The organism is Kribbella sp. NPDC003505, assembly GCF_040610875.1.
Classification (GTDB): Bacteria; Actinomycetota; Actinomycetes; order Propionibacteriales; family Kribbellaceae; genus Kribbella.
Map to the genome: position 1 here is coordinate 849,419 of NZ_JBEXNA010000002.1, position 23,659 is coordinate 873,077.

Sequence of the window (23,659 nt, forward strand, 5' to 3'; positions counted from 1 at the left end):
CCTTCCGAGCCTAGCCGATCCGAGGCGTTCGAAGGCGGTACGCCGGTCGCGGAAACAAGGCCTTTCGGGCGCGTCACGCCGGTAGGGTCCAGCGGTGGCTGTCGCCGGGCTTGAGCTGCCGCGTCCGCCCGAAGCAGCGGACGGCGACGGCCGGACCCGGCCCGGGGTCGATCGTGACGGCGACGGTCGTGCTCGTGATCGTGACCGTCGTGCGGTGCCCGCGGTAGCGCAGCACCATCTCGAGTGCGCCGAGTCTGGCGGGCCAGTGCGGCCGGAACCGCAGGACGCCGCCGGTGGTGGTGAGTCCGGTGAAGCAGCGCTGGACGATGTCCGCGGCTCCTGCCATCGCCGCGAGGTGCACGCCCTCGGCCGTGGTGCCGGTGCGGAGCGCGTCGCCGGCGTCGCTGTGCAGGGCCTGCCCGAGGAACGCGAGGGCGCGATCGGGGTCGAGGGCCGCGAGGCCCCACGCGTGGACGACGGCGCTCAGCGACGAGCCGTGGCAGGTCCGGGCGAGGTAGTACTCCACGGTGTTCCGGACGATCTCGGTGCTGAACGGGTACCCGAGCCGCTCCATCAGGGCGCGCAGGTCACGCCGGGGGAGCAGGTACAGCAACATCAGCACGTCGGCCTGCTTGGAGACCTGGTACGTCGTCACGTCGCGTCCCTCGGCTTCGAGGATCCGGTCGAGGCGCCGGATGTCGCCGTACCGGCCCCGGTACTGCGGCCAGTCGAGTTCGGTCAGCTGTTCGTAGCCTTCGAACTGGCTGATCACACCGTCGTGGAAGGGCACGAACATGCGGCGGGTGAGCTCGTCCCAGCGGTTGCGTTCCTCCTGCCGCAGGCCGAGCGACTCGATCAGCTCGGTACGTCGCCAGGCCGGGAGCAGGTCAAGCGCGCGGGCGGCGACGCCGAACAGCCAGACGGCCATGACGTTGGTGTAGGCGTTGTTGTCGATGCCCGGCTCCGCGTGACCCGGGTACGCGGTGTGGAACTCGTCGGGACCCATCACACCGCGGATCACGTAGCGGTCCCGGCTCGCGTCGTACTCGGCGAGCGCCGCGAAGAAGCGGGCGACCTCGACGATGACCTCGGCGGCGTGATCGGACAGGAAGTCGGTGTCGCCGGTGGTCTCGACGTACTGCCACATCGAGTAGGCGACGGCCAGGCCGACGTGCCGCTGCCGGAACGACACGTCGTCGGTCCAGTGGCCGGAGAGCGGGTTGAGGTGCAGGCGCTGGCTCTCCTCGCGCCCGTCGGAGGCGGACTGCCACGGGAACATCGCGCCCTGGAGCCCGATCTGCCGCGCCGCGAGCCGGGCGGCGGGCAGCCGTCGGCAACGGTAGAGCAGGAGTGCACGGGTCAATTCCGGCAGCCGGAGCGTGAGGACCGGGAAGACGAAGAGCTCGTCCCAGAAGACATGTCCGCGGTACGCCTCGCCGTGCAGACCACGAGCCGGTACGCCGGCGTCGACGTCCGGGCTGTGCGGGGACAGGGTCTGCAGCAGGTGGAAGATGTTCAGCCGGAGCGCGGCCAGCGTCCCGTCGTACGCCTCCTCGAGTTCGACGCTGAAGCGCCGCCACAGCTGCGACCAGGCCAGCACGTGACGCTCCAGGAGGTCACCGAGACACGGCGCACTCTGCAGCGCGAGCTCGGTGGCCAGTTGCGGCTCGGAGATCCCCAGGTCGCGCGAGCCGTGGATCGCCGCGATCTTCTCGGCGCCGACCGTGTCGCCCGCCGTCACCGCGACCGTGAGTTCGGAGTACGCCGAGGTGTCGTCGGTGCGGGTGGTCCACCCGTCCAGGATCGAACCGTTCCGGGCAGCGGCGACTCGGGTGCCGACGCAGATCCGGTGCCGTGACTGGGTCGTCGCGGCCGTCACGATGAGGTTGCCGTCAGCAACCATAGGCGCCACGCGGGTCAGGTGCCTCGCGGCCAGCTTGCGGTATCTCTCGACGCCGGCGTTCGTGACGTTGCCGTGCACCGCGGATCCGATCCGGAGCCGGCCCGACCAGTTGACCGCGGTGACGGCGAGGGTCTGCCCGGCCAGGTGCGGGTCGGCCATGCTGACGAAGCGGCGTTCGACGCCGCGGATCTCGCGCCCGGCCAGGTCCCGCAACCGGAAGCGGCGGGTCACCACCCCGCGGCGGACGTTCACTTCCAGATCGTGGTCGAGCACCTCGATGGTGTCGGGCGTCCACCAGTCGCCGTCGTCGGCGGCGAACGTGAGCGGCAGCCAGTCGGGCAGGTTGACCAGGCTCTCGTTCTCGATGGCGGTGTCGCCGATCGTGTCCGTCAGGCGGTTGTAGTAACCGGCCAGGTACGTCCCGGGGTAGTGATGGTCGCCGGCCACCGATCCCGCCCACGCCCCGCGGGTGGCGAAGTACCCGTTCCCGGCGGTGCACAGCGCCTCCCGGCGGCGCTCGTCGGCCGGGTCGTAGCCGCCGAACGCCAGGACCCAGTCGGTCACGGCGCCCGTGTCACGTCCGCGCAGGACCATCAGCGGGCCACGTAACCGCCGTCGATGTACAGCTCGAGACCGGTGACGAACGACGCGTCGTCGCTCGCCAGGTAGGCGACGCCCGCCGCGACCTCCTCCGGCCGGCCGAGACGTCCCATCGGCGTGAGTTGGGTCATCACGTCCCAGAACGGCGTGTTCCGGGTCGAGTCCAGGATCGGGGTGTCGATGAACCCCGGATGGATCGAGTTGACCCGGATGCCGTCGGTCGCCCAGTGCAGCGCGGCGTTCTTGGTGAGGGTCCGGACCGCGCCCTTCGCCGCGTGGTACGCCGGCGACGTACCGAAGCCGCCGCTGGTGCCGAAGATCGAACTGATGTTGATCACCGACGCGTGGCCGGACGCCTTCAGGTACGGCGCGGCGGTGCGCATCCCGAGGAAGACACCGGTCTGGTCGACGTCGATGGTGTGCTGCCAGTCCTTGAGCGTCGTCTCCTCGATCGTCGCCAGATCGCCCATGCCGGCGTTGTTGACGAGGATGTCGATACCGCCGAACGCTTCGGCGGCGAGCTCGCAGACGGCCTGCCAGTCGGCTTCGCTCGCGACGTCGTGACGGGCGAACCGGGCCCGTGCCCCGGAGTCCCGCAGGCCTTCGGCCACGGCCTCGCCGGCATCCACCGCGATATCGGTCAGCAGCACGGCCGCACCTTCGGCCGCGAGCCGCCAGGCGGTCACCTCGCCGATGCCGCTCGCCGCACCGGTCACCAGCGCGACCCGATCATCAAGCCTGCCCATGTCATCGGTCCCTTCCGGTAGCTCCTACGGCTTCAGGCTCGCAACGGTCCGGCCGCGCGGGCAGGTCCGTTGGACCCCGAAGCCGGGACATAGGTCCCTGTCGCACGGCTTGGGGGCGAAGGTCCCGGGCCGGTCGGGACCTTCGGCCCTTCGACAGGCCCAGCGCCGGCAGTGCACTGGAAGTGGCGAGGAGGACCCGGCGGAGCCCCGGTCCCGCGAGCGGGTCACCGCAACGGACGCCGAGGCTTCGGACCACCAGGGAACCGGATCCTCCTCGTCATGTTCGGCCCTGTCCGACGGGCACCGAACAACGTGTCGGAGAGCGGGTTCAGGGGCGCGCCGCTCCAACCACCGGGCGCCGTACGACCGTCACCTCACCGGCCGCACGGCGCCCGATCGGCGGTGCGCTGTTGGGGGTGGGTTCGATGACGAATCCGGTGATTCACTTCGAGATCGGCGGGCGCGATCTCGCGCGGATGACGGCGTTCTACGGTGAGCTGTTCGGCTGGAACCCGCAGCCGGCCGGGCCGGAGTACGCGCTGGTCCCGCCGGGCGCGGACGGGGCCGGGGTCGGCGGCGGTCTGCTGCAGACCAGTGGCGACATGCCGCCGTACGTCACCGTGTACGTCGCGGTCGACGACCTGCGGGCGATGCTCGACCGCGCCGCGGCGCTCGGCGCCAAGACGGTGGTCACGCCGACCGCGATCCCGGGGATCGGCGAGTTCGCGATGTTCGCGGATCCGGACGGCAACATCATCGGTTTGCTTCATCAGCAGGCCGAGGCCGCGGCGTCATGAAGCGCCGGGCCACGATCGCGGTCGGGGTGGACGGGAGCTGGGCCGACAACGGCGCCGTGGACTGGGCGCTGCACGAGTCGGAGCTGACCGCGGCCCCGATCCGGGCGGTGCACGTGATCGACGACCGCCCTCCGCTCGGGGCGTACTTCGACTTCCCCGGCGCCGACGCCGCGGCCAACGCTCTGGTCCGCGAGGTCTGTGCGTATCTCGATCATCACGACCGTCCGGGCCTGCACACCGGCGTGGTGCTCTCCGGTCCGCCGGCGCACACGTTGGCGGGTGCCGCGGGCCGCGACCGGATGCTCGTGATCGGGCGGCACGGCCACGGCGTCCTCAGCCGGTTGTTCATCGGGTCCACGGCCGAGGCCGCGGCACACGAGTCCGAGACCGCTGTGGTGGTCGTACCGCCGAAGTGGCGGCCCGGTGACCCGCAGGCGCCGGTCATGGTCGGCGTGGACCGGCTCGATCGCTGCGCGGCGGCCGTCGACTTCGCCGTCCGGTTCGCCGCCGAACGGGACGCTCCGATCCGTCTGGTGCACGTCTGGGACGTCTCCCGGACGTCCACCCGCGACGAGGCGGCGGTGCTGCCCGCGGCCGAGATCGCGCGGATCCACCACAGCCGGCACGTGGACGAGATCCTCGGCCGGTGCCGCAGCGAGCACCCCGGCGCTAGGTTCCGGACGGAGCTCAGACGCGGTCAGCCGGTCGCCGCCCTGATCGACGCCGCCACCGACGCCGGTGCCCAGCTGCTGGTTGTGGGCGGACGTGTGCACGGCCGCGTCCGAGCGCTCCTACCGGGTGGAACCGCCCACGGCATCCTGCTCCGCGCACCCTGCCCGGCCGCGTTCGTCCATCAGCACGAGAGGCTGTACTAGAGGAGGTGCTCGACCACCGGTCCCCGACGCGCCTGATCTATCTGGACAACCTCAAGGTCGTCCTGATCGCCGTGATCATCGCGCTCCACGCGGTCCTCGGGTACGCCGGGATCGTCGAGGCGTGGACGTACTCCGAGCTGCGTGAGGTGACGCTGAACCCAGTGGTCGAGATGACCCTGCTCGTGCTGGTGAGTCCGTTCGGGTTCTTCCTGATCGCGTTGCTCTTCCTGGTGGCCGGGCTGCTGACACCGCCGTCGTACGACCGCAAGGGCGCGCGGCGGTTCGTCACCGACCGGTTGCTGCGCCTCGGCGTACCGTTCGTCGTCTACGTCTTCGTGGTGCAGCCGAGTCTCGTGTACGCGGTCGCGCATCCGCTGGGGCACGCGCCAGGTTCCTTCTGGGACGAGTATCTCGGGGCGAAGCGGCAGATCGACACCGGACCGTTGTGGTTCGTCGGTGTGCTGCTGATCTACTCGCTCGGTTACGCCGCCTGGCGCCGTCGGGGGAGCGCACATCGCGCCGCACGAGGGATCACGCTGAAGACTCTGACCCTGACTGCGCTCGTCGTCGCGCCGCTGTCGTTCGCCGTCCGGCTGGTCTACCCGTACGGCTCGGAGAGCGGCTTCTCCGACCTGAACCTGTGGGAGTGGCCGGCCTGCGTGGCGGTGTTCGCGTTGGGCGTCGCCGGCTCGCGGGAGGGCTGGCGCGAGGTGGTCCCGGCAGACACAGCTCGGCGGTCCCGTGTGCTGACTTTGTTCGCGGGCGGCGCGATGGCGGCGTTGCTGCTTCTCGCCGGCGCATTGGACGCCGTGGAGGAGGTGCTCGGGGGCCTGCACTGGCTCGGGGGTCTCTTCGCGGTCGTCGAGGCGTTCCTGACCGTCTTCGGCTCGGTGTGGCTGTTGAGCGTGGCGCAGCACCGGCTGGCTCGGCAGTACCGGTGGGGCCCGGCGCTCAGCCGGAGCGCCTACGCGGCCTTCATGCTCCAGACCGTCTTCCTGCTCGCGCTCGCCGTGGTTCTGCGCCCTGTCGACCTCCCCGCCGAGATCAAGGCGCCGATAGTCGCCGTCGGCGGTATCGGCGCCTCGTTCGGCGCTGCCTGGCTCCTGATCAAGAAGGTGCCAGGCGTTTCACGGATCCTCTGACAGCGGGACTGCCGTCAGAGGGTGCTCAGGCGGCTCACTTGTACGCCGATGACGCCGCGGACCGTGCCGGCGAGGACTTCGGCGAGGTGGCGTTCGCGAGGGTCGCTCGGGCCGATCACCGTGACGATGCCGTCCTGCACCTGGACCTGCCAGTCCGGTCCTTCCGGCCGCAGCAGCTCGGTCACCTCGGCCTGAACGCGGCGGTCGCGACCGGCGAGCAGGTGGACCACGTCACTGCGGCTGATCATCCCGACCACGCGGTCGTGCTCGACCACCGGCAGGCTCTTGACCATCGTCGAGCGCATCAGGTCGATCGCCGCCTCGAGCTCCTCGTCGGGCCGCACCGTCACGACCAGGTACGTCATGACCTCGGCGACCCGGCGCGGCGGCGTCGGGCCCGGCAACCGTACGACGGTGACCGGGACGCGGTCGCTGATCAGGTTCTCCTCCTCGACCAGGTCGGCCTCGCTCACGATCCCGACCAGCGCACCGTGCCGGTCGAGCACCGGCAGCGCGGTGATCTTCGCCTCGTCCATGAGCTGCAGCGCCGTCGAGATCGGGGTCTCCGGTGCCACGGCGACAACCTGCTTGGTCATCAGCTCCCGGATCAGCATCGCCCTCACCTTCCTCCGTCCACCAGATCTTGCGCTCAGCGTCCCCCGCACTGTGGCGTACCAGTAGGGCGAGAGGTCCCGCCGCGCGAGGTACGACGACCCTGGAATGCGGCCGACGAACCGGACGTCTGCGTTCTGTCCGGTCAGCGGCCGAGGAGTCTGCCGAACCAGCTGCCGCCGCTGCGCTCGGCCTTGGGGTGGCCGGGGCACCACTGGTCGGCGGGGACCATCGCCTTCACCTGGGCGACGTGCTGGCCGCAGCCTGCCCAGGTCGTCTTGGCGCAGGTCTTGCAGTTTACGGGTCGGCACATGGGTTCTCCTTCGTTGTGAGTAACACGTCAGGCATCCGGCCCGACGAGGTGCGGGCCTGCCTTGGCCGCGTTGTCGAATTGGTCGTCGACAGCGACGGGTTGGTGTCCGGCGGCGTGGAGGATGGAGGCGGCGATAGAGGCGCGGTACCCGGCGGCGCAGTGCACCCAGACTTCGCCGGGTGGGATCTCGGCCAGTCGCCGGACGAGTTCGTGGATCGGGATGTTGACCGCGTCCTGGATTCGGGCGGCGTGGTGTTCCTCCGCGCGCCGGACGTCCAGGACGATGACGTCGCGGTGGTGGCGGACCTGCTCGAGATCCGCGAAGGTCGCGGTAGGGAAGGACACCGGGGCGTCGAGACTCTACTCCCGCGGACCGCCGGTCGCGTGTGCGGCGGGCCGGTCGATCCCGATCCGGACGAGCTCGCGCTGTGCCTGTGCAACGTCGGCCGCCGTCTGGCCGAGCAGGGTGAGTGGGGTGCCCCATTCGATGAGCCAGCCGAGGTAGGTCGAGAACGAGCCGTCGAGTCCGAAGTTAAGTGTGCCGGGTGCGTGCCCGGCCGCGAAGGCCGTGCGGGTGCGCAGGTCGACGACCCATTCGCCGGCGTCGATCCGGCGTCGTAGTTCGGTGGCGTCGGCTTGCTCGGGCAGGGAGAGGTCGGGCGCGCCGGGGCCGGCGGCGTTGGCGGGTGCCATGTGCACGTAGTACGCGGGCCAGGCGCCGAGCCCGGCCAGCAGATCACGAACGTAGTCCTGCTCGTTCTGGGTCAGAACTGGATTGGCGCGTTTCTCCTGCCCGATGGTGGATTCGGTGGCTTCGGACTGGGTCGCGGAGCAGAACGAGCCGAACCCGTGGGTGGGGAAGACGCCGGTCGTGTCGGGCAGGTCGTCGGCGAGTTTGTGGGCCGAGGCGTGCTGGTGGCGGACCAGGGTGTGGGTGTGTTGAGGGCCGAGCAGGTCGGGGCGTCCGGTGGCGCCGTACAGCAGTGAGCCGCCGGTGAACACGGCGGCCGGTTCGCCGTCGTGCTGGCTGAGTGCGTAGGACAGGTGGGTGAAGGTGTGTCCTGGGGTGTGGATCGCCCGGATCCGCATCTGGGTGCCGATGTCGATGGCGTCGCCGTCGCGGATCGGGGTGCGGTCGAAGCTGACCTGGTCGTCGGCGTTGACCAGGTAGGTCGCTCCGGTGGCCTGTGCCAGTGCGAGGCCGCCGGTGACGTAGTCGTTGTGGATGTGGGTCTCGAAGACGTGGGTCAGCCGGACCCCGTCGGTCTCGAGCAGGTCGAGGACGCGGTCGATGTCGCGCTGCGGGTCGACGACGAACGCCACCGTGCCGTCGTGCACGAGGTAGCTTCGGTCGCCCAGCGACGCGGTGTCGATGACCCGAACGGTCACGCCGGGGAGTGGTGCGGCGTGGTGCTGGTCGGCGGCGGTGTCTGGCATCGAGGGTCCTTTCCCGGATCGCATCCCCCTCATCTGTCGTCACCGTAACATATCCCCCCAGGGGGATGTAGACTGAGGACTCCGACGCTGGAAGAAGGAGTATCGATGGAGCTCGAGGCCGCCGAGATCAAACCTGTCATCGCGCGGATGAAGCGCGCCCACGGACACCTGGGCAGTGTGATCCGGATGATGGAGGAGGGGGCCGACTGTGAAGCGGTCCTCACCCAGTTGGCCGCTGTCAACAAGGCGCTGTCCCGCGCCGGCTACGCCGTCGTCGCGACCGGCCTGCAGCGCTGCCTGACCGACGAGGACAGCGACGTCGACGTGGCCAAGATGGAGAAGCTCTTCCTCGCCCTGGCCTGACGTCCGGCCTCGCGCAGCCGGGGGCCGTCCGGCCCCGATGTCGGGCCGTTGGGCTCTGTCACGGCGGCGCCACGAGCCCGACGCTCGTGGGGGGAGGTGGTCATGCCCGGTGTGGAGACATCGCATGTCCGCGGCTTGCCGGTGGCGGAGGCGGCGCGACGGCTCGCCGCCGACGGTCCGAACGAGTTGCCCGCACCCCGCCGTACGGCGGCCTGGAAGCTGCTGGCCGGCCAGCTGACGCATCTGTTCGCGGTGATGTTGTGGGTGGCGGCCGCGCTCGCCCTGGCCGGCGGGCTGGCGCCGCTGGCGATCGCGATCGTCGTGATCATCGTCCTGAACGGTGTCTTCGCGTTCGCCCAGGAGTACCGCGCCGACCGCGCCGCCGAGCGCCTGCGCGATCTGCTGCCGGTCCGGGCGCAGGTGATCCGCGACGGCGAGGTCAGGTCTGTCGACGCGACCCAACTGGTCCGTGACGACCTGGTCCTGCTCGGCGCCGGAGCCCGGGTGTCGGCCGATCTGCGCCTGGTCACGGTGCACGCCCTGGCCGTCGACGAGTCGATGCTCACCGGTGAATCGGTCCCGGTCCGCCCGGGCAGCGGCGACGAGGTGTACGCCGGAACGTTCGTCGTACAGGGCGAAGCCGAAGCGGTGGTGACCGCGGTGGCCGGCGGGACCCGGCTGGCCGGGATCCAGTCACTGACCGAGAGCGCGGTACGTCGCCCGAGTCCGCTGACGATCGAGCTGCATCGCCTGATCCGGGTCATCGCCGTCATCGCCGTGACTGTCGGCGCCTCGTTGACGGTGGTGTCGCTCGTGCTGGGTCTGAGCGCCACCAAGGCGTTCCTGTTCGGGGTCGGGGTGATGGTGGCGCTGGTTCCCGAGGGCCTGCTGCCGACCGTCACGCTGTCGCTGGCACGCGGCGCGCAGCGGATGGCGCACGGCAACGCGCTCGTACGGCGGTTGGACGCGGTCGAGACGCTCGGCGCGACGACGTTCGTCTGCACCGACAAGACCGGAACGCTGACGTTGAACCAGATGGAGGTCCTCGACGTCTGGACGCCGCACGGATCCGTGGTGATGCACGGCGACGGCTACGACCCGGACGGCTCGGCCGACGGCGGCCCTGCCGCGATCGACGCGGCCGCGCGGGCCGCCCGGTCGGCCGTCGCCTGTGTTCGCGGCCGTGCGGTGCGGTCGAAGAACGGGTGGGCGGCGGAAGGCGATCCGATGGAGGTCGCGCTGGACGTCCTGGCGCGGCGCCTCGGGGTGGCGCCGGTGCGTCCGGAGACGATCACGCACCGGGTCACCTTCACCAGCGAGACGCGGTACAGCGCCGTGGTTGCCGATGGCAACACGATGGTGATCGGCGCGCCGGACGCGCTGCTGCCGTACTGCCGCACGAACGGCGCCGCCGCGTCGGCGGTCGGCGATCTGGCCGGTCAGGGCCGGCGGGTGCTCGCGGTGGCGGAAGCGTCGGGGGTGCTCGTTCGCGACGGTGACCTGGATCTGCGGCCGGACGCGCTCGACCTGCTGGCCGTGGTCGGCCTCGAGGACCCGCCACGACCGGACGTCCACACCGCGCTGACCGCCTGCCGGCAGGCCGGAGTCCGGATCGCGGTCGTCACCGGTGACCACGCGGCGACCGCGGAAGTGATCGCGCGCGAGGTCGGCCTGCTCGGGCCCGGCGGGCTCGTGGTGTCGGGCGAGCAGTTGCCCGCCGACGACGGGCCGCTGGGTGAACTGCTCGACCGCGACGACGGCGTGGTGGTCGCCAGAGTGACACCCGCCGACAAGTTGCGGATCGCCCGGGCGCTGCGGGCACGCGGTCATGTCGTCGCGATGACCGGGGACGGCGTCAACGACGCACCGGCGCTCCGCGAGGCCGACGTCGGCGTCGCGATGGGCGCCTCGGGCAGTGACGTGGCCCGCGCCGCGGCCGACCTGGTGCTGCTCGACGACCACTTCGCGGGCATCGTGACCGCGATCCGGCTCGGCCGGGCCACGTTCTCGAACGTCCGGCGTTTCCTGACCTACCACCTGGCCGACAACGTCGCCGAGCTGGCGCCGTTCGTGGCCTGGGCGCTGTCCGGCGGCTCGGTGCCGCTGGCGATCGGCGTACTGCAGGTGCTCGCGCTGGACATCGGCACCGACGTGCTGCCCGCGCTCGCGCTCGGCGTCGAGCAGCCCGGCCCGCGGGTGCTCGACGGCCCGGCGCGGCATCGCCGGCTGGTGGACCGCGGTCTGCTGACCCGGGCGTTCGGGGTGCTGGGGATGACGGAGGCCGTGGTGGCGATGTCGGCCTTCCTGCTCGTCCTGCGCGGCCACGGATGGACCTTCGGGACCGAGCCGTCGGCGGCCGCGCTCGCGGTCGCCTCCGGTACGGCGTTCGCGGTGATCGTCATGATGCAGATGGCCAACGCGCTGGCCTGCCGGAGCGAGCGCAGCACGATCGTGGAGATCGGCCTCACGACGAACAGGCCGCTCCTGCTCGCGCTCGTCGTCGAGCTCGGCCTGCTGATGGTGTTCCTCGGCGTCCCGCCCGTCGCGCACCTGCTGGGCGGCAGCTGGCCGTCGTACCAGGGCTGGCTGTTCGCTGCGGCCGGCGCCCTGGTCCTACTGCTCGTCGACAGTGCCGCCAAGCTGGTCCGCCGGCGTCGATGACGGTCGAGAGCTCAGCTCGTCGACTCTGCCGGCCGGGACGCGTTCGATGCGGGTCCAGCCTTTCCATCCTCGCTCCTCCAGCAGCGCCAGCACCCGTTCCGCGCCGGGGGAGGCCTCGAGGACGGCGCTGTCCATCAGCGTCACGAGGTTGTCGTCGAGTCCGTACGAACCGGTCTCACCGGCCTGGACGGCGGCGACCATGATGCGCTCCAGGGTGTCGACGATCTCCACGATCCGCGGGTCGTCCAGGGGCCGGTCGAGGGCCTCGTTCACGATGCGGTAGAGCTTCAGCATCTCGGGATGCCGCAACGCCTCGTGCTTCTTCACGATCACCGCGTCGATTTGCTCCGGGACCTGGGCCGCGACCATGATCCAGGCGTCCCGCTCCATCTCGACGTACTGTTCCTTCATGCCGAGATCGCGCAGCCGGTCGAGGTAGTCCACGACGCTCTGCGGCAGGGCCAGCTGGTCGCCGGCGGCGAGTTTGGCCAGACGCTTGCGGGTGGCCTGCAGCCGCCGGACTTCGGCGCGTAGTTCCTTGTCGATCTCCTCGACGCCGCCGGAGAACTCCTCCGGGGCGGCGTCGAGGAGCTCCTGCACCCGCGCCAGCGGTACGCCGGCATCGGCCAGCGTGCGGATCCGGATCAGGCGGACGACCGCGGCAGCGTCGTAGGAGCGGTACCCGGACCGGTCACGGCCGGGCTCCGGCAGCAGCCCGATCTTGTGATAGTGCCGGACCGCGCGTACCGTCACGCCGGCGTACGCCGCGAGCCGGCTGATCGTGAGCATGCGTCACAGCCTGCCTTACGCGACCTTGCGGCGATAGGCGGCGATTGCGACGACGTACGCCACCACCAGGACGCCGACGCACCACGCCAGCGCGGTCCAGATGTCGTCGCCGACCGGCTGCCCGGCGAACAGCCGGCGGATCGTGTCGACGATCGACGTCACCGGCTGGTGCTCGGCGAACCAGCGCACCGGTCCGGGCATCGTCTGCGTGGGCACGAAGGCCGAGCTGACGAACGGCAGGAAGATCAGCGGGTACGCGAACGCGCCCGCACCCTCGACGGTGGATGCGGACAGCCCGGGAATCACGGCGATCCAGGTCAGGCCCAGCGTGAACAGGAACAGCATGCCGGCGACCGCGAGCCAGTCCAGCACGCCCGCGTCCGAGCGGAAGCCCATGAGCAGCGCGACCCCGACGACGACCACCAGGGAGATCAGGTTCGCCACCAGGGAGGTGACGACATGCGCCCAGAGCACGCCGGACCGGCCGATCGGCATCGACTGGAACCGTTCGAAGATCCCGCTCTTCAGGTCCATGAAGATCCGGAACGCGGTGTAGGCGACGCCGGACGCGACCGTGATCAGCAGGATCCCCGGCAGCAGGTAGTTCACGTACGCGCCGGCCCCGGTGTCGATCGCGCCGCCGAATACGTAGACGAACATCACCATCATCGCGATCGGCGTCAGCACGGTGGTGATGATCGTGTCCGGGCTGCGGGTGACGTGCCGGAGCGTCCGGCCGGTCAGCGCACCGACGTCGCTGAGGAAATAGGCGCTCACGGCCGGGCCTCCTTGCTGGTGACGGCGAGGAAGACTTCCTCGAGGGACGGCTGCTTCTCGACGTACTCGACCTTGGCGGGCGGCAGGAGCTGCTTGAGCTCGCCGAGGGTGCCGGCGACGATGATCCGTCCGTCGTGCAGGATCGCGATCCGGTCGGCGAGCTGCTCGGCCTCCTCCAGGTACTGCGTGGTGAGCAGCACCGTCGTCCCGTGGCCGGCCAGCTCCTGGACCGTGTGCCAGACCTCGATCCGCGCTTCCGGATCGAGTCCGGCGGTCGGCTCGTCGAGGAAGATCACGGGTACGTCGCCGATCAGGCTCATCGCGATGTCCAGCCGGCGGCGCATCCCGCCCGAGTACGTCGCCGCGCGCCGGCCGGCCGCATCGGTGAGCGCGAAGCGGCGGAGCAGCTCGTCGGCGACCGCGCCGGGGTCCGGGACGTGCCGCAGTTTCGCGACCAGGACGAGGTTCTCCCGGCCGGTGAGGATCTCGTCGACGGCGGCGAACTGGCCGGTCAGGCTGATCGACCGCCGGACGTCGGCCGGCTGCGTGGCGACGTCGAAACCGTTGACCTCGGCCGTGCCCGCGTCGGCCGCGAGAAGGGTCGAGAGGATCCTGATCGTGGTGGTCTTGCCTGCGCCGTTCGAGCCGAGCAGGGCGAAGATGCTGCCGCGCGCGACGTCGAGATCCACGCCGCGCAGCACCGGTTTCTGTCCGTACGACTTCTGCAGGCCCTGTACGTGGATCGCCGGGCCGGCGGTCGATGTCACTGTCATACCGGAAGCGTGCAGGGTTGACCCTGCGTCAAGGTCAAGCCGTCGCGACCCGGCTGTTATTCGATTGACGATGCCGGCGACGGACTGGTCTGCTGTCAGGACGTGCGCCGGATGGGCCGGCGCGGACCGGAAGGAGGAAGGCCATGTCTGTCCTGTCCCGTAGCTTTGCTCTGAAAGGTCTTTCGGTTTGGCATTCGCACGTTCGTTCAGCTGTGAACACTGCGGCGTAGAGGTTTCTCTCGACGCCCCTGGAACCACCCATCGCAACCATTGCCCGAGTTGTCTGTGGTCGCGGCACCTCGACCGCAACGTACCGGGCGATCGCAAGGCCGACTGTGCCGGCGGCATGGAGCCGATCGCGGTCACGGTCCGCGGCGAGGGCCGCTGGGTCCTCATCCACCGATGCACCAACTGCGGCCGGCTCCGGCTCAACAAGACCGCCGGTGACGACAACGTCCTGCTCCTGATGCGGCTTGCGGCGCTCCCGCTGACGATGCCGTTCGTCCCGTTCGCCGCCGAGCCCGGCACCAACGGGAACGGCAACGGTTCGCAGCCGGCCGCTCGCAAACCGAGAGCGCGCAAGGCCAAGGCGGCCGTGCAGCCCGACGGTACGTGATGCAGACGGGTCTGGGCGGTGCCGGTCGCCCAGACCTGCTGCTTTACTGAGGACGTGCGTCCGTCGGGTGCGGCCGCGGTGCTGGTGGCCGCGGTCCTTGGACTGGCCTCGTGTACGTCGTCACGTCCGGACGAGACGGTGTCCATCGAGTGGGGGGACTGCGCGGGCGTCACCGACGTACACGCAGCGAAGCTGCCTGCGGAGCGGTCCGCCCGGCTCGAGTTCCGCTGCGGTGCGGTGGACGTCGACCTCGACCCCGCCCATGCGGAGGCCGGAACGCTCGCGGTCCAGCTCATCCGGATCCGTCAGTCGGGTGGTGCCGGGAAGGAGCCGCTGCTGCTGATCGCCGGCGGTCCCGGTCAGTCCGGGGTGGAGTACGCCGTAGTCGCGGCCGGGCTGCTGCCGGAGGCGCTGCTGGAGCGGTTCGACCTGATCGGCTTCGATCCCCGCGGCGTCGGCCGTTCGCAGCAGATCCGGTGTGGGCACAAGGATTCGGACCCGCCCGGGTTGCCGGATCTCCTGACTCCCACGGGGTACGCCCGGGCTGCGGACACGATGCGCGCGAGGACCGCCGAGTGCGCGACGGCACTGGGGTCCAAGGCGGCGCTGTTCAGCACAACCGCGACCGCGGTCGACATCGACCGCATTCGCTCGGCCCTCGACCGGCCGGCGCTGACGTACCTCGGCTGGTCCTACGGAGCCAAGCTCGGCGCGGAGTACGCCCGCCTGTACCCGGACAAGGTGCGCGCGGCCGTCCTGGATGCCCCGAGCAACCCACGGACGACCTGGATCGAGACCGTCGAGCGTCAGGTCGCGGGCTTCGAGGACGCCTTCGACCAGTTCGCCGCCTGGTGCGCGAGCCAGGACAGGTGCCGTGCCCTCGGCGCCACCCGCGGCTTCGTCACCGACCTGGTTCGCAGGGCCGAGAAGTCGCCCATCCCGAGCGGGAGGCCGGGCGACGACGTTCCGACGTACGGTACCGACGTGCTCGACGCGGTGGTCGGCGCGCTGTACGACGACGCGCGCTGGCCGGATCTCGCTGACGGGCTGGTAGAGGCCACGGCCGGCGACTCGGGCACGCTGCGGGACCTGGCCGACGCGGCCCGCAGCGGGGAGGATACCGCGGACGCGCAGCTCGTGATCAACTGCAACGACAGCGCGCCCGGGCCGACCGAGACCGAGATCAGGGTGGCCGGGGCGCGCTTCGCCCAGCAGTACCCGCTGTTCGGGGTGTGGCTGTCATGGTTCTTGTTCGGGTGCACGTTCTGGGAGCCGGACCGGCACACCCTGCAGCCGCCGGTCGCTGCCACCGAACACCCGATCCTCGTGGTCGGCACCCGCCACGACCCGGCCACGCCGTACAGCGGAGCGGTGGATATGGCGTCCAGCCTGGGTACTGCGCAATTGCTGACCTGGGAAGGCCAGGGCCACGGCGCGGTCGGGCGCAACGAGTGCATCACCCGGCTCGTCACCGACTACCTGGCCACCCTGACGGTCCCGCCCCGCGATACCCGCTGTCCGGCCTGACCGGGGTCAGGTGCTGAGCAGGGTGGCGAGGGTGGTGCGGGCCCGGGCCACCCGGGACCGGACGGTGCCGACCGGGCAGCCAAGCTGGGCGGCGGTCTGGGCGTACGGAACGCCGGCGAGTTGGGTGAGGACGAAGACCTCGCGGCGGTCGCCGGGGATCTTGTCGAGCAGCTCGGTCAGCGCGATGCCGTCGTCGAAGCCGGGCAGGTTCCGCGGCTGGCTCTGCTCGGCGGCGAGCTGCCAGTCGTAGCGGGAGATTCTCGGCCGGGCAGCCCTGCGGCGCAGCTCGTCGGCGACGGTACGCCGGGCGATCGACAGCAACCACGTCCGCGCCGACGAGCGTCCCTCGAAGCGGTGCAGGCTCTGCAACGCCCGCAGGAACGTCTCCTGAGTGAGGTCGTCGGCCGCGTGCGGGTCGGCGCTCAGGTGCGCGACGTACCGGCGGACGTCGCGGTGCAGCGCGCGGATGAAGTTGTCGAGGGCATCGAGGTCGCCGTCGCGGGCCGCGAGGGCCAGGTGGGTCGAGGTTTCGTCGAGCAAGGCAGAAGCCATGGCTTGAGTCCTTCGGGAAGTCCAGGATCCGGCGGCGCACGGCAGCGCGCGTCGCCGGTGAGCGGAGGGCCGGGCAGTAGCTGCCCGGATGGGTCGTGCTGTCAGAAGGCAGCGGCTCCGCGCGGCGGACCTCTCGAAGTGACGGCATGGCCGAGCAGCAGGTCGGTGTACGCCGTGGGGGAGTGGCCGGCCTGGATCCGCGGCCGGTGCGCGGTGATCCGTGGTGACGCGAGCAGGCGCAACGGCAGCAGGACCAGGCCGGCGACGGATCGCAGGACGGCGAACGCGGCCCGCTCGCCGTACGCGAGCCACAGGCCGCACAGGAGCGCCGCGAGCAGGTGGGCCGCGAGCATGCCGAGCGACGACGTCCCCGTCATCTGGCCCGTCATCTGGCCCGTCATGTGGTCGTGCATCGCGGGTGATGCCGTCATCGACTGCGCCATCGATGGCGTCGTCGATTGGGCCAGGGTGAACACGGTGTGCAGCGCCGCCTGGGCGACCAGCGTGGCGAGCACGACGAACGGTACGTCGCGCTCGCCGTCGGCCACGATCCACGCGGCGGTCGCGATCGACCCCGCGCCCCCGACCACGGCCCACCACGGGACCGCCGTACCGGACATCACGACGTGGCCGAGGGCGGCGAGCAGCACGCAGGTGGCCGCGAACATCGCGGCCCGTGCGGCTCGGAACCCCAGGCTCTCCTGCATGGCGCACCCATGGTCGCATCCCGTCCAACCGTGTGTTCCACGCCACATCCCGCGGAAGGAACCGGGCGGACCGGCGAACCGACTCCTGTTCCGGACCGTGCGGAGAAGGAGTGGACGTGAGCGCAGTACAGGAGCTGGAGGCCCCGGCGAAACGGGCCGGCGGCGGCAGTCCGCGGGGGACCGGGCTGTTCCGGGCGTTCTGGCGGTGGCACTTCTACGCGAGCTTCCTGGTGATCCCGGTGCTGCTGATCCTCGCCGCGACCGGGCTGATCTACCTGTTCCGGTTCCAGCTCGAACCGGTGCTGCACGCCGGCCTGATGAAGGTCGACCAGCCCGCCGGCCTGGTCGCGCAGCCGTACGAGACCCAGCTCGACGAGGTACGGCGTGCCTTCCCCGACGCGACCGTGGTGTCGATGACCGAGCCGTCCGCGCCGAATCGCTCGACGGTCTTCTCGGTCGACACCGCGGACGGCTCGCGGGACGTGTTCGTCGATCCGTACGAAGGCAAGGTGCTGGGCTCGCTCGACCCGGACCGGACGTTGTCCGGCGCCGCGATCCTGCTGCACGGTGAGCTGATGGCCGGCCGCTGGGGCGACTACGTCATCGAGATCGCTGCCTGCTGGGCGATCGTGATGGCGTTGACCGGCTACTACCTGTTCATCCGCGGCCGGGTCGCGCGAGCGCGCCGGCGAGCCGCTGGTGCGGCGGGCGCCGTACTGAGGTCGCGGCACGGTCGCACCGGCGCGGTCCTCGGTCTCGGGCTGTTGTTCCTGGTCGTGTCCGGCCTGCCGTGGACCGGCTTCTGGGGCGCGAAGACCCAGCAGTTCGCGACCCGACAAGGGACATCGTTCTGGGCCGAGGACCCCGGCGCGCTGTCGAACCCGACGTCGACCCTGGACGAGTCGCTGCCGCACAGCCACTCGGTGCCGTGGGCGCTCGGCAAATCCGAAGTGCCGCGCTCGGACCCGTCCAATCGGAACCGGTCGGTGGCCACGGTCGACACCGCGATCGCGGTCGGCGAACGCAACGGGCTACAGCGCCCGATGACGATCGCCCTGCCGACCGGCGACGAAGGCGTCTTCTCGGCGATCGGCTACGCGTTCAGCGACCCCGGGAAGGAACGGACGCTGCATGTCGACCGGTACGGCGGGGGCGTGGTGTCGACGTACGGGTATGGCGACTACCCGACGCTGGCGAAGGTCGTTGCCCAGGGCATCGCTCTGCACGAGGGCCGCCGCGTGGGCGTCGTGAACTTCTGGCTGACCACAGCCTTCTGTCTCGGCGTCATGTTCATGTGCGTCACTGGCCCGCTGATGTGGTGGCGGCGCCGCCCGAAGGGAAACAGCCTCGGCGCACCCCGCGGCCGCCTCCCGCTGCGAGCGACGCCGGGCCTGGCTGTCCTGGTTGTCGCGCTAGGCCTCTTCCTACCCCTCTTCGGCCTGACCCTCCTCGCCGTACTCCTCCTCGACCACTTCGTGCTCCACCGCGTCCCGGGCCTGCGCACGTGGTTCAACGCGACACCTCGAGGCTGACACCGTCGGCGATCCGGTACGGGTGGGTCGAGACCAGCGCGCCGGCCACGCGGCGGAGCCGGTCATCGGCGGGTGCGCAGGCCGTGGCGGATGAGGGTGTCGAGGCGTTTCCAGGCGGGGGAGGACTCGTTGATCGAGGACTGTACGAGTTGGGGGAGTGTCGCCAGGTCGTCCGGGGGCTCGTTCAGGTCGGTGGTGGGGTAGCGGGCGAGGGACGCGGTGACGATGCGGTCGGCGAGGTCTGCGAGTGCGGGGTCGGCGGGGTCCAGGTCGTGTGCGTGGTCGTACTCGAGGTAGAGCCGGCGGAGTTCCGGGTCGTTCTGGGCCTCGGACTGGTCGGCGAAGTAGCGGCGGGCGGTGTCCGGGTAGGTCGCGAAGGTGAGGATCCACAGGTCCCGTTCCAGCGCGACCCAGCGATCGGAGAAGCCGAGGTCGTGGAGTCGCAGGAGGTGCTGTTCGACCTCGGGTGGCAGGAACGGGCTGTTGCCGGCAGCAAGGCGCTGCAGGCGGGACAGGGTGGCGGTCAGCCGTTCGATGCGCGCCGTCAGCTCGGTCACCGCGGCGGAGGCCGCGTCCTGGAGCTCGGCCGGTGATCCGGCGGACAGCCTGGCGATCGTCGCGAGCGGCAGGCCGGCTTCGGCCAGGGTGCGGACCTTGACCAGATCCACGAGGTCCTGGGCGGAGTACCGGCGGTACCCGGACTCGTCGCGCGGCGGTTCCGGGAGCAGCCCCTTGTCGTGGTAGACCCGGATCGTCTTGGTCGAGACGCCGACGTACCGTGCCAGCTCGCCGATGGTGATCACGACACCAGCTTGACCCTTCCCCTAGGGCAATGTCGCACGATGCCGGTATGACGAGTTTCGATCGGGAGACCCTCCGCGCCCTGGCCGACGAGGGCAACGAGCGCGCCCAGGACCGGCTGGCGGACCTGGCCGACGAGCGCGACGACGTCGAGGAACTGAGCGAGCTGCTGGACGAGGGCTGCCTGCACGCCGGCGAGCTGCTGACCCGCCGCGCGGCCGCCGCCCGCGACCTGCGGGAACTGCAACGCATCGCCGACGCCGGGTACGACGAGGCAGGTGAGGTGCTCGACCGGCTGCTGACCGGCGAACCCGGCTGATCCAAGTATCGTGGCGGTATGAGTGCGCAGCGGCGGCCGACGATGTACGACGTGGCTGCCCTGGCGGGGGTTTCGCATCAGACCGTCTCGCGGTACTTGCGGTCGGATCCGGCCGTGCGGGCGGACACGGAGGTGCGGATCAAGGCCGCGATCGACGAGCTGGGGTACCGGCCGAACCTGATGGCCCGCGCGATGCGGACACGGAGTACCGGGGTGGTCGCGATCATCCTGCCGGGGTGGACCGGGCCGGAGCGGACCGTCGCCGCGGCGTGCGACGAGGCGCAGCGGCTCGGGTACCAGGTGGAGATCGTGATCGGTGTCGACGAGGACCCGGCCGCGTTGAGCCGGCTGGCCGACGAGATCCTCGGACGCGGGCAGGTCGACGGCGTGCTGTCCGTGACGCCGTTGACCGGCACCACGAACAGCGCGGGCGTCGTCGTACAGACTGCCGAGTTCGACCACCGGCTGCATGCCGTCGAGGCGGTCGCGGCGGACGAGGCGACGATGGAAGAGATCCTGGAGCGGCTCGCCGCGCTCGGGCATCGCGACGTCTTCCACGCCGCGGGACCGCAGGACTGGAAGTCGGCCCAGCTGCGCAAGTCCGGGTACCTGAAGGCCTGTGACCGGCTCGGGCTGCGGTCGCACGGCGTGTACGACGGTCCGTGGCATCCGGAGACGGGCGCCGAGGCGGTGCGGTCGTTGCCTGTCGACACGCCGGTCACGGCGGTGGTCGCGGCGAGCGATCACATCGCGGTCGGGGTGCTGCGCGCGGCGTTCGAGCGTGGCTGGCGCGTGCCGGACGACTTGAGCGTCACCGGCTGGGACGACCTGACCCTCGTACGGTACGGAACCCCTGCGCTGTCCACCGTCCGCGTCGACCGCGAAACCTCCGGCCGGCACGGCATGCGCCGCCTGATCGCCGCGATCCGCAACGAACCCGAGCCGGCCCCGCTGCCCGCGGCCCCGACCGAGATCGTCTTCCGCGAAACCACCGTCCCACCGCGCCGCCGGGTGGGCTCAGGTGAGGACGAGCGCGCCTAGGTGCCAGAACCGGTCGGGTTCGCTGTCCAGGACCAGGTCGGCGGTGCGGCCTGTGGGGCCGCCGTCGAGGTCTGCGTGGAGCCAGGTGAAGATGCCGCCGGGCAGGTCGGGGGAGGCGGCAAGGACTTTGTTGCCCTCGGCGATGATCGTCGGGGGACAGTCCGGGCCGCCGTCGCCGACGAGTGCGGAGAGACGGACCGGCCCGGGCGGCAGCGTGATCCGTAGTGTGCGGGCCGGGTAGTCCCCACAGAAGTCCCGGCGCAACGCATCCCACGTGTTCCCGCGGTCCCGACTCTGCGGCGCCGTGCCGACCCATCCATAGCCGAGCGTCGTGTTCCAGATGGTGCTGGGGGAGACCCGCGCGTAGCCCGTCACCAGCGGGCTGTCGGCGGTCCCGATGTCCAGCGCGAGATGACACTGCGCGGCGTCCGGCGTGACCACGAAGGTCTGGTGCCGCGAGCTCAGCGCCGTCTGCGCTGGAGTGATGTCGATCGACAGATCCACGTGATCCGCGATCAACGGCGGCGTGACGGGCAGTACGACGGTGGCCGCCGCGCCCGGTCCGACGGTCGCACTCGCCGTACCGGCCTGCCATCGCGAGTCCACCGGATGCACCGTCGCCGCGAAGGACCGCGACGTGCTGTTCGCGTTGGTGACCTCGACCGGGAGGTTGTTCGCCTTCCCGCCGAACAGCAACTGGCCGCCCGGATACCCGAGCTGTAACCAACCCGTTCCGCTCGACACGATCCGTGAGAACCCGTAGAAGTAGGACACGATCGTGTCCCGCCAGCGTTCCGCCTCGATCACCTGCGCATCGAAGGTGGCGGCGATGTCGGCGTGCCGCGCCTGATCCACCCGGCCCGCGAGCCGCTCCCACGCTCGCCGGAACGCCACCGCCTTGTCGTAGCCGTCGAAATGGCTGTCGTAGATGTGCTGGATGACGGTCTTCCCCGAGTGCAGCCGGTGCGTGTACGGCACCCAGTGCATGAACAGCAGCAGCTCGTCCGGGCACTTCTCCAGCGAACTGTAGATCTCCTGCCACGGCGGGGCGAACATCGAAGTGAATCCGGTCGTGGTCCGGTCGAATCCGGTGCCTTCGGCGGTGGTGTGGTGCGACAGGTTCTGCGTGGTCGTCGGCGCCGGCGCGAAGTGCGCGCCGAGCGGGTACGTCAGATAGCCCATGCCCAGTGGCGACGTGTAGCTCTCGTACGTCTGCCACGACTGCAACATGACGGCCTTCAGCACCGACCTGAGCTGCGGGTCGCCGCCGAACGTGAGCTCGATCCACTCCGACACGATCTCGTCCGCGGACAGCCGCGGGTTCCAGGCCAGTCGCGCGAACCCGTGCGTGTTCGCGGCGCCGAGCTGATAACCGGTCCAGTCCCGGTCGTCGCCGAGATTGATCACCCCGGCCAGGCCGACGTTCTCCTGGTCGTACGCAACTCCGGTCACGATGTCCGCGACGGTCGACGCCTTGCCGGTGTGCGTCTGGAATCCCAGGATCGACTTCCACTCCGGGACCAGGTAGCAGAGGTGTGTCGAGTGTCCGGTGTACTCCTGCGTCACCTGCAGCTCGATCATCTGGTTGGTGTGCGGCAACCCGCCGAACAACGGGTTCACCGGCTCCCTGACCTGGAAGTCGATCGGCCCGTTCTTCGTCTGCACGACGGCGTTGCCGTGGAACTGCCCGTCGAGCGGATGGAAGACGCGGTACTGGTACTCCGCCCAGTCGTCGAACCCCTCGTGGACGAAGGACCTCCACACCAGCCGCCCGTCGTACGGCGCAAGCCGGTCGGCGAGCATGTTGGCGCCCTCGGCATGCGTGCGCCCGTAGTCCAGCGGGCCCGGCTGGCCCTCGGAGTTCGCCTTCACGAGGAACCCGCCGAAGTCGGGAATCAGCCGGTAGATCTCGGCGATCTTGTCCTGCCACCACTGCTGCACCCGGGGGTCGAGCGGATCGGCGACGGTGATCGGTGACGGCTGGTCCTTGGTCAGTGTGATCGGCGCGGCGTAGTTGGCCGACAGCCACAGCCGCACACCCCACGACCGCAGGACGCCGGCCAGCGCCGCCAGCCCGGGCAAGCGCTCGGAGCGCAGGAACTCGACGCTGGCGTTGACGTTGTTGACCACAGTGTGGTTGATCCCGACCGACGCCAGGATCCGGGCGTAGTCGACGTACCGCTCGCGGAGTCCGGGGAGCTCGTCCCAGGCGAAGATCGACTTGCCGGCGTACCCGCGTTCGATGCTGCCGTTCAGGTTGTCCCAGTGGTTGAGCATGCGCAGCGGGGCGGCCGGCCGGTCGGTCAGGTCCAGCCGGTCGAGCGGGCGGCGGCGCTGCAGTTGCTGCAGGAACCGGAACGCGCCGTACAGCGCTCCGCTCTCGCCGGACGCGGTGATCTCGAGCCGATCGGCGCGACGCTTGATCGTGAACCCCTCCGGACCAAGGGCACTGTCCGCACCGGCGCCGACGACAACCGCGCCGTTGCCGATCTGGTCGCGCACCGGTATCGATCGCCCGAGCAGCCCAGACAGTCCACGCGCCAGCTCGGCGCCCGCGGATCGCAGTACGGCGTGGTTGCCGAGCACAACGACATGGGTGAACGCGGCACGGTACCGGGACAGCAGCGCGCTGTCGTCGACGAGCCGGTAGCGCAACCAGAGGTCGTAGCCGTCTTCGTTGGGCGGTACGGCGAACGCGACGCCCGGCAGGAGATTGGCGGCCAGCGCCCCGGCTGCACCGCCGGCCAGCAGCGTGCGGCGAGTGATCGTCATCGGC

23 protein-coding genes are annotated in these 23,659 nt (G+C 70.6%); 10 read left to right on the forward strand and 13 right to left on the reverse strand.

Annotation, left to right across the window (positions count from 1 at the left end):
• Window positions 1–73: 73 nt before the first annotated feature.
• Window positions 74–2,467 carry a glycosyl hydrolase family 65 protein gene (locus tag ABZX12_RS08560; protein ID WP_355691118.1) on the reverse strand — a complete coding sequence of 798 codons (2,394 nt, stop codon included), beginning with the start codon at window positions 2,465–2,467 and terminating at the stop codon, window positions 74–76.
• A gap of 29 nt (window positions 2,468–2,496) precedes the next feature.
• Entirely contained in the window at window positions 2,497–3,249 is a 753-nt protein-coding gene (locus ABZX12_RS08565) for a glucose 1-dehydrogenase (RefSeq protein ID WP_355691120.1), read from the reverse strand.
• Between the two features lie 425 nt (window positions 3,250–3,674).
• On the opposite strand from ABZX12_RS08565, the gene ABZX12_RS08570 reads away from it, so the two are divergent.
• Genes ABZX12_RS08570 through ABZX12_RS08580 form a run of 3 tightly spaced genes read left to right on the forward strand, consistent with a single transcriptional unit; the run spans window position 3,675 to window position 6,063 of the window.
• On the forward strand, window positions 3,675–4,046 hold the full coding sequence (locus ABZX12_RS08570) for a VOC family protein (protein ID WP_355691122.1): 372 nt from the start codon (window positions 3,675–3,677) through the stop codon (window positions 4,044–4,046).
• Complete coding sequence (locus ABZX12_RS08575) at window positions 4,043–4,921, forward strand: universal stress protein (protein ID WP_355691124.1); 879 nt, start codon at window positions 4,043–4,045, stop codon at window positions 4,919–4,921. The genes ABZX12_RS08570 and ABZX12_RS08575 overlap by 4 nt, the downstream gene beginning before the upstream one ends.
• 5 nt (window positions 4,922–4,926) lie before the next feature.
• Entirely contained in the window at window positions 4,927–6,063 is a 1,137-nt protein-coding gene (locus ABZX12_RS08580; RefSeq protein ID WP_355691125.1) for an acyltransferase family protein, read from the forward strand.
• Window positions 6,064–6,077: 14 nt separating this feature from the next.
• Here ABZX12_RS08580 and ABZX12_RS08585 read toward each other — a convergent pair whose 3' ends face one another.
• The 4 genes from ABZX12_RS08585 to ABZX12_RS08600 all read right to left on the reverse strand — a co-directional run bounded on the left by ABZX12_RS08585 (window position 6,078) and on the right by ABZX12_RS08600 (window position 8,425).
• Complete coding sequence (locus ABZX12_RS08585) at window positions 6,078–6,677, reverse strand: CBS domain-containing protein (protein WP_355691127.1); 600 nt, start codon at window positions 6,675–6,677, stop codon at window positions 6,078–6,080.
• Window positions 6,678–6,820: 143 nt separating this feature from the next.
• The gene (locus tag ABZX12_RS08590; RefSeq protein WP_355691129.1) at window positions 6,821–6,988 is read right to left on the reverse strand and encodes a hypothetical protein; all 168 of its coding nucleotides are present in this window, start codon (window positions 6,986–6,988) and stop codon (window positions 6,821–6,823) included.
• Between the two features lie 27 nt (window positions 6,989–7,015).
• Window positions 7,016–7,333 carry a rhodanese-like domain-containing protein gene (locus ABZX12_RS08595; protein ID WP_355691131.1) on the reverse strand — a complete coding sequence of 106 codons (318 nt, stop codon included), beginning with the start codon at window positions 7,331–7,333 and terminating at the stop codon, window positions 7,016–7,018.
• A gap of 15 nt (window positions 7,334–7,348) precedes the next feature.
• Window positions 7,349–8,425 carry an MBL fold metallo-hydrolase gene (locus tag ABZX12_RS08600; RefSeq protein WP_355691133.1) on the reverse strand — a complete coding sequence of 359 codons (1,077 nt, stop codon included), beginning with the start codon at window positions 8,423–8,425 and terminating at the stop codon, window positions 7,349–7,351.
• Window positions 8,426–8,530: 105 nt separating this feature from the next.
• On the opposite strand from ABZX12_RS08600, the gene ABZX12_RS08605 reads away from it, so the two are divergent.
• Window positions 8,531–8,788, forward strand: a complete 258-nt coding sequence (locus ABZX12_RS08605; protein WP_355691135.1) for a metal-sensitive transcriptional regulator — start codon at window positions 8,531–8,533, stop codon at window positions 8,786–8,788.
• A 102-nt stretch (window positions 8,789–8,890) separates the two neighbouring features.
• The gene (locus ABZX12_RS08610) at window positions 8,891–11,449 is read left to right on the forward strand and encodes a cation-transporting P-type ATPase (RefSeq protein ID WP_355691137.1); all 2,559 of its coding nucleotides are present in this window, start codon (window positions 8,891–8,893) and stop codon (window positions 11,447–11,449) included.
• Here ABZX12_RS08610 and ABZX12_RS08615 read toward each other — a convergent pair.
• Genes ABZX12_RS08615 through ABZX12_RS08625 form a run of 3 tightly spaced genes read right to left on the reverse strand, consistent with a single transcriptional unit; the run spans window position 11,402 to window position 13,788 of the window.
• The gene (locus tag ABZX12_RS08615; protein ID WP_355691139.1) at window positions 11,402–12,238 is read right to left on the reverse strand and encodes a MerR family transcriptional regulator; all 837 of its coding nucleotides are present in this window, start codon (window positions 12,236–12,238) and stop codon (window positions 11,402–11,404) included. The genes ABZX12_RS08610 and ABZX12_RS08615 overlap by 48 nt on opposite strands.
• 15 nt (window positions 12,239–12,253) lie before the next feature.
• Complete coding sequence (locus ABZX12_RS08620) at window positions 12,254–13,015, reverse strand: ABC transporter permease (protein WP_355691140.1); 762 nt, start codon at window positions 13,013–13,015, stop codon at window positions 12,254–12,256.
• Complete coding sequence (locus ABZX12_RS08625; protein ID WP_355691141.1) at window positions 13,012–13,788, reverse strand: ATP-binding cassette domain-containing protein; 777 nt, start codon at window positions 13,786–13,788, stop codon at window positions 13,012–13,014. Before ABZX12_RS08625 ends, ABZX12_RS08620 begins: the two co-directional genes overlap by 4 nt.
• Window positions 13,789–13,975: 187 nt before the next feature.
• Between ABZX12_RS08625 and ABZX12_RS08630 the strand changes: the two genes are divergently transcribed.
• Both ABZX12_RS08630 and ABZX12_RS08635 read left to right on the forward strand, forming a co-directional pair.
• On the forward strand, window positions 13,976–14,404 hold the full coding sequence (locus ABZX12_RS08630) for an RNHCP domain-containing protein (protein ID WP_355691143.1): 429 nt from the start codon (window positions 13,976–13,978) through the stop codon (window positions 14,402–14,404).
• 54 nt (window positions 14,405–14,458) lie between these two features.
• Complete coding sequence (locus ABZX12_RS08635; RefSeq protein WP_355691145.1) at window positions 14,459–15,931, forward strand: alpha/beta hydrolase; 1,473 nt, start codon at window positions 14,459–14,461, stop codon at window positions 15,929–15,931.
• Between the two features lie 6 nt (window positions 15,932–15,937).
• On the opposite strand, the gene ABZX12_RS08640 is transcribed toward ABZX12_RS08635, so the two are convergent.
• A complete protein-coding gene (locus ABZX12_RS08640; RefSeq protein WP_355691146.1) occupies window positions 15,938–16,483 on the reverse strand; it encodes a sigma-70 family RNA polymerase sigma factor in 546 nt (181 codons plus the stop codon).
• 101 nt (window positions 16,484–16,584) lie between these two features.
• Window positions 16,585–17,190, reverse strand: coding sequence for a hypothetical protein (locus tag ABZX12_RS08645; protein WP_355691148.1), 606 nt, complete (start codon window positions 17,188–17,190; stop codon window positions 16,585–16,587).
• A 116-nt stretch (window positions 17,191–17,306) separates the two neighbouring features.
• Between ABZX12_RS08645 and ABZX12_RS08650 the strand changes: the two genes are divergently transcribed.
• Window positions 17,307–18,722, forward strand: coding sequence for a PepSY domain-containing protein (locus ABZX12_RS08650; RefSeq protein ID WP_355691150.1), 1,416 nt, complete (start codon window positions 17,307–17,309; stop codon window positions 18,720–18,722).
• A gap of 62 nt (window positions 18,723–18,784) precedes the next feature.
• Here ABZX12_RS08650 and ABZX12_RS08655 read toward each other — a convergent pair whose 3' ends face one another.
• Window positions 18,785–19,525 carry a MerR family transcriptional regulator gene (locus ABZX12_RS08655; RefSeq protein ID WP_355691152.1) on the reverse strand — a complete coding sequence of 247 codons (741 nt, stop codon included), beginning with the start codon at window positions 19,523–19,525 and terminating at the stop codon, window positions 18,785–18,787.
• A gap of 47 nt (window positions 19,526–19,572) precedes the next feature.
• On the opposite strand from ABZX12_RS08655, the gene ABZX12_RS08660 reads away from it, so the two are divergent.
• Entirely contained in the window at window positions 19,573–19,842 is a 270-nt protein-coding gene (locus tag ABZX12_RS08660) for a hypothetical protein (RefSeq protein WP_355691153.1), read from the forward strand.
• 18 nt (window positions 19,843–19,860) lie between these two features.
• On the forward strand, window positions 19,861–20,883 hold the full coding sequence (locus ABZX12_RS08665) for a LacI family DNA-binding transcriptional regulator (RefSeq protein WP_355691154.1): 1,023 nt from the start codon (window positions 19,861–19,863) through the stop codon (window positions 20,881–20,883).
• Here ABZX12_RS08665 and ABZX12_RS08670 read toward each other — a convergent pair.
• Entirely contained in the window at window positions 20,860–23,655 is a 2,796-nt protein-coding gene (locus ABZX12_RS08670; RefSeq protein ID WP_355691156.1) for an alpha-glucuronidase family glycosyl hydrolase, read from the reverse strand. The genes ABZX12_RS08665 and ABZX12_RS08670 overlap by 24 nt on opposite strands.
• Window positions 23,656–23,659: the final 4 nt, after the last annotated feature.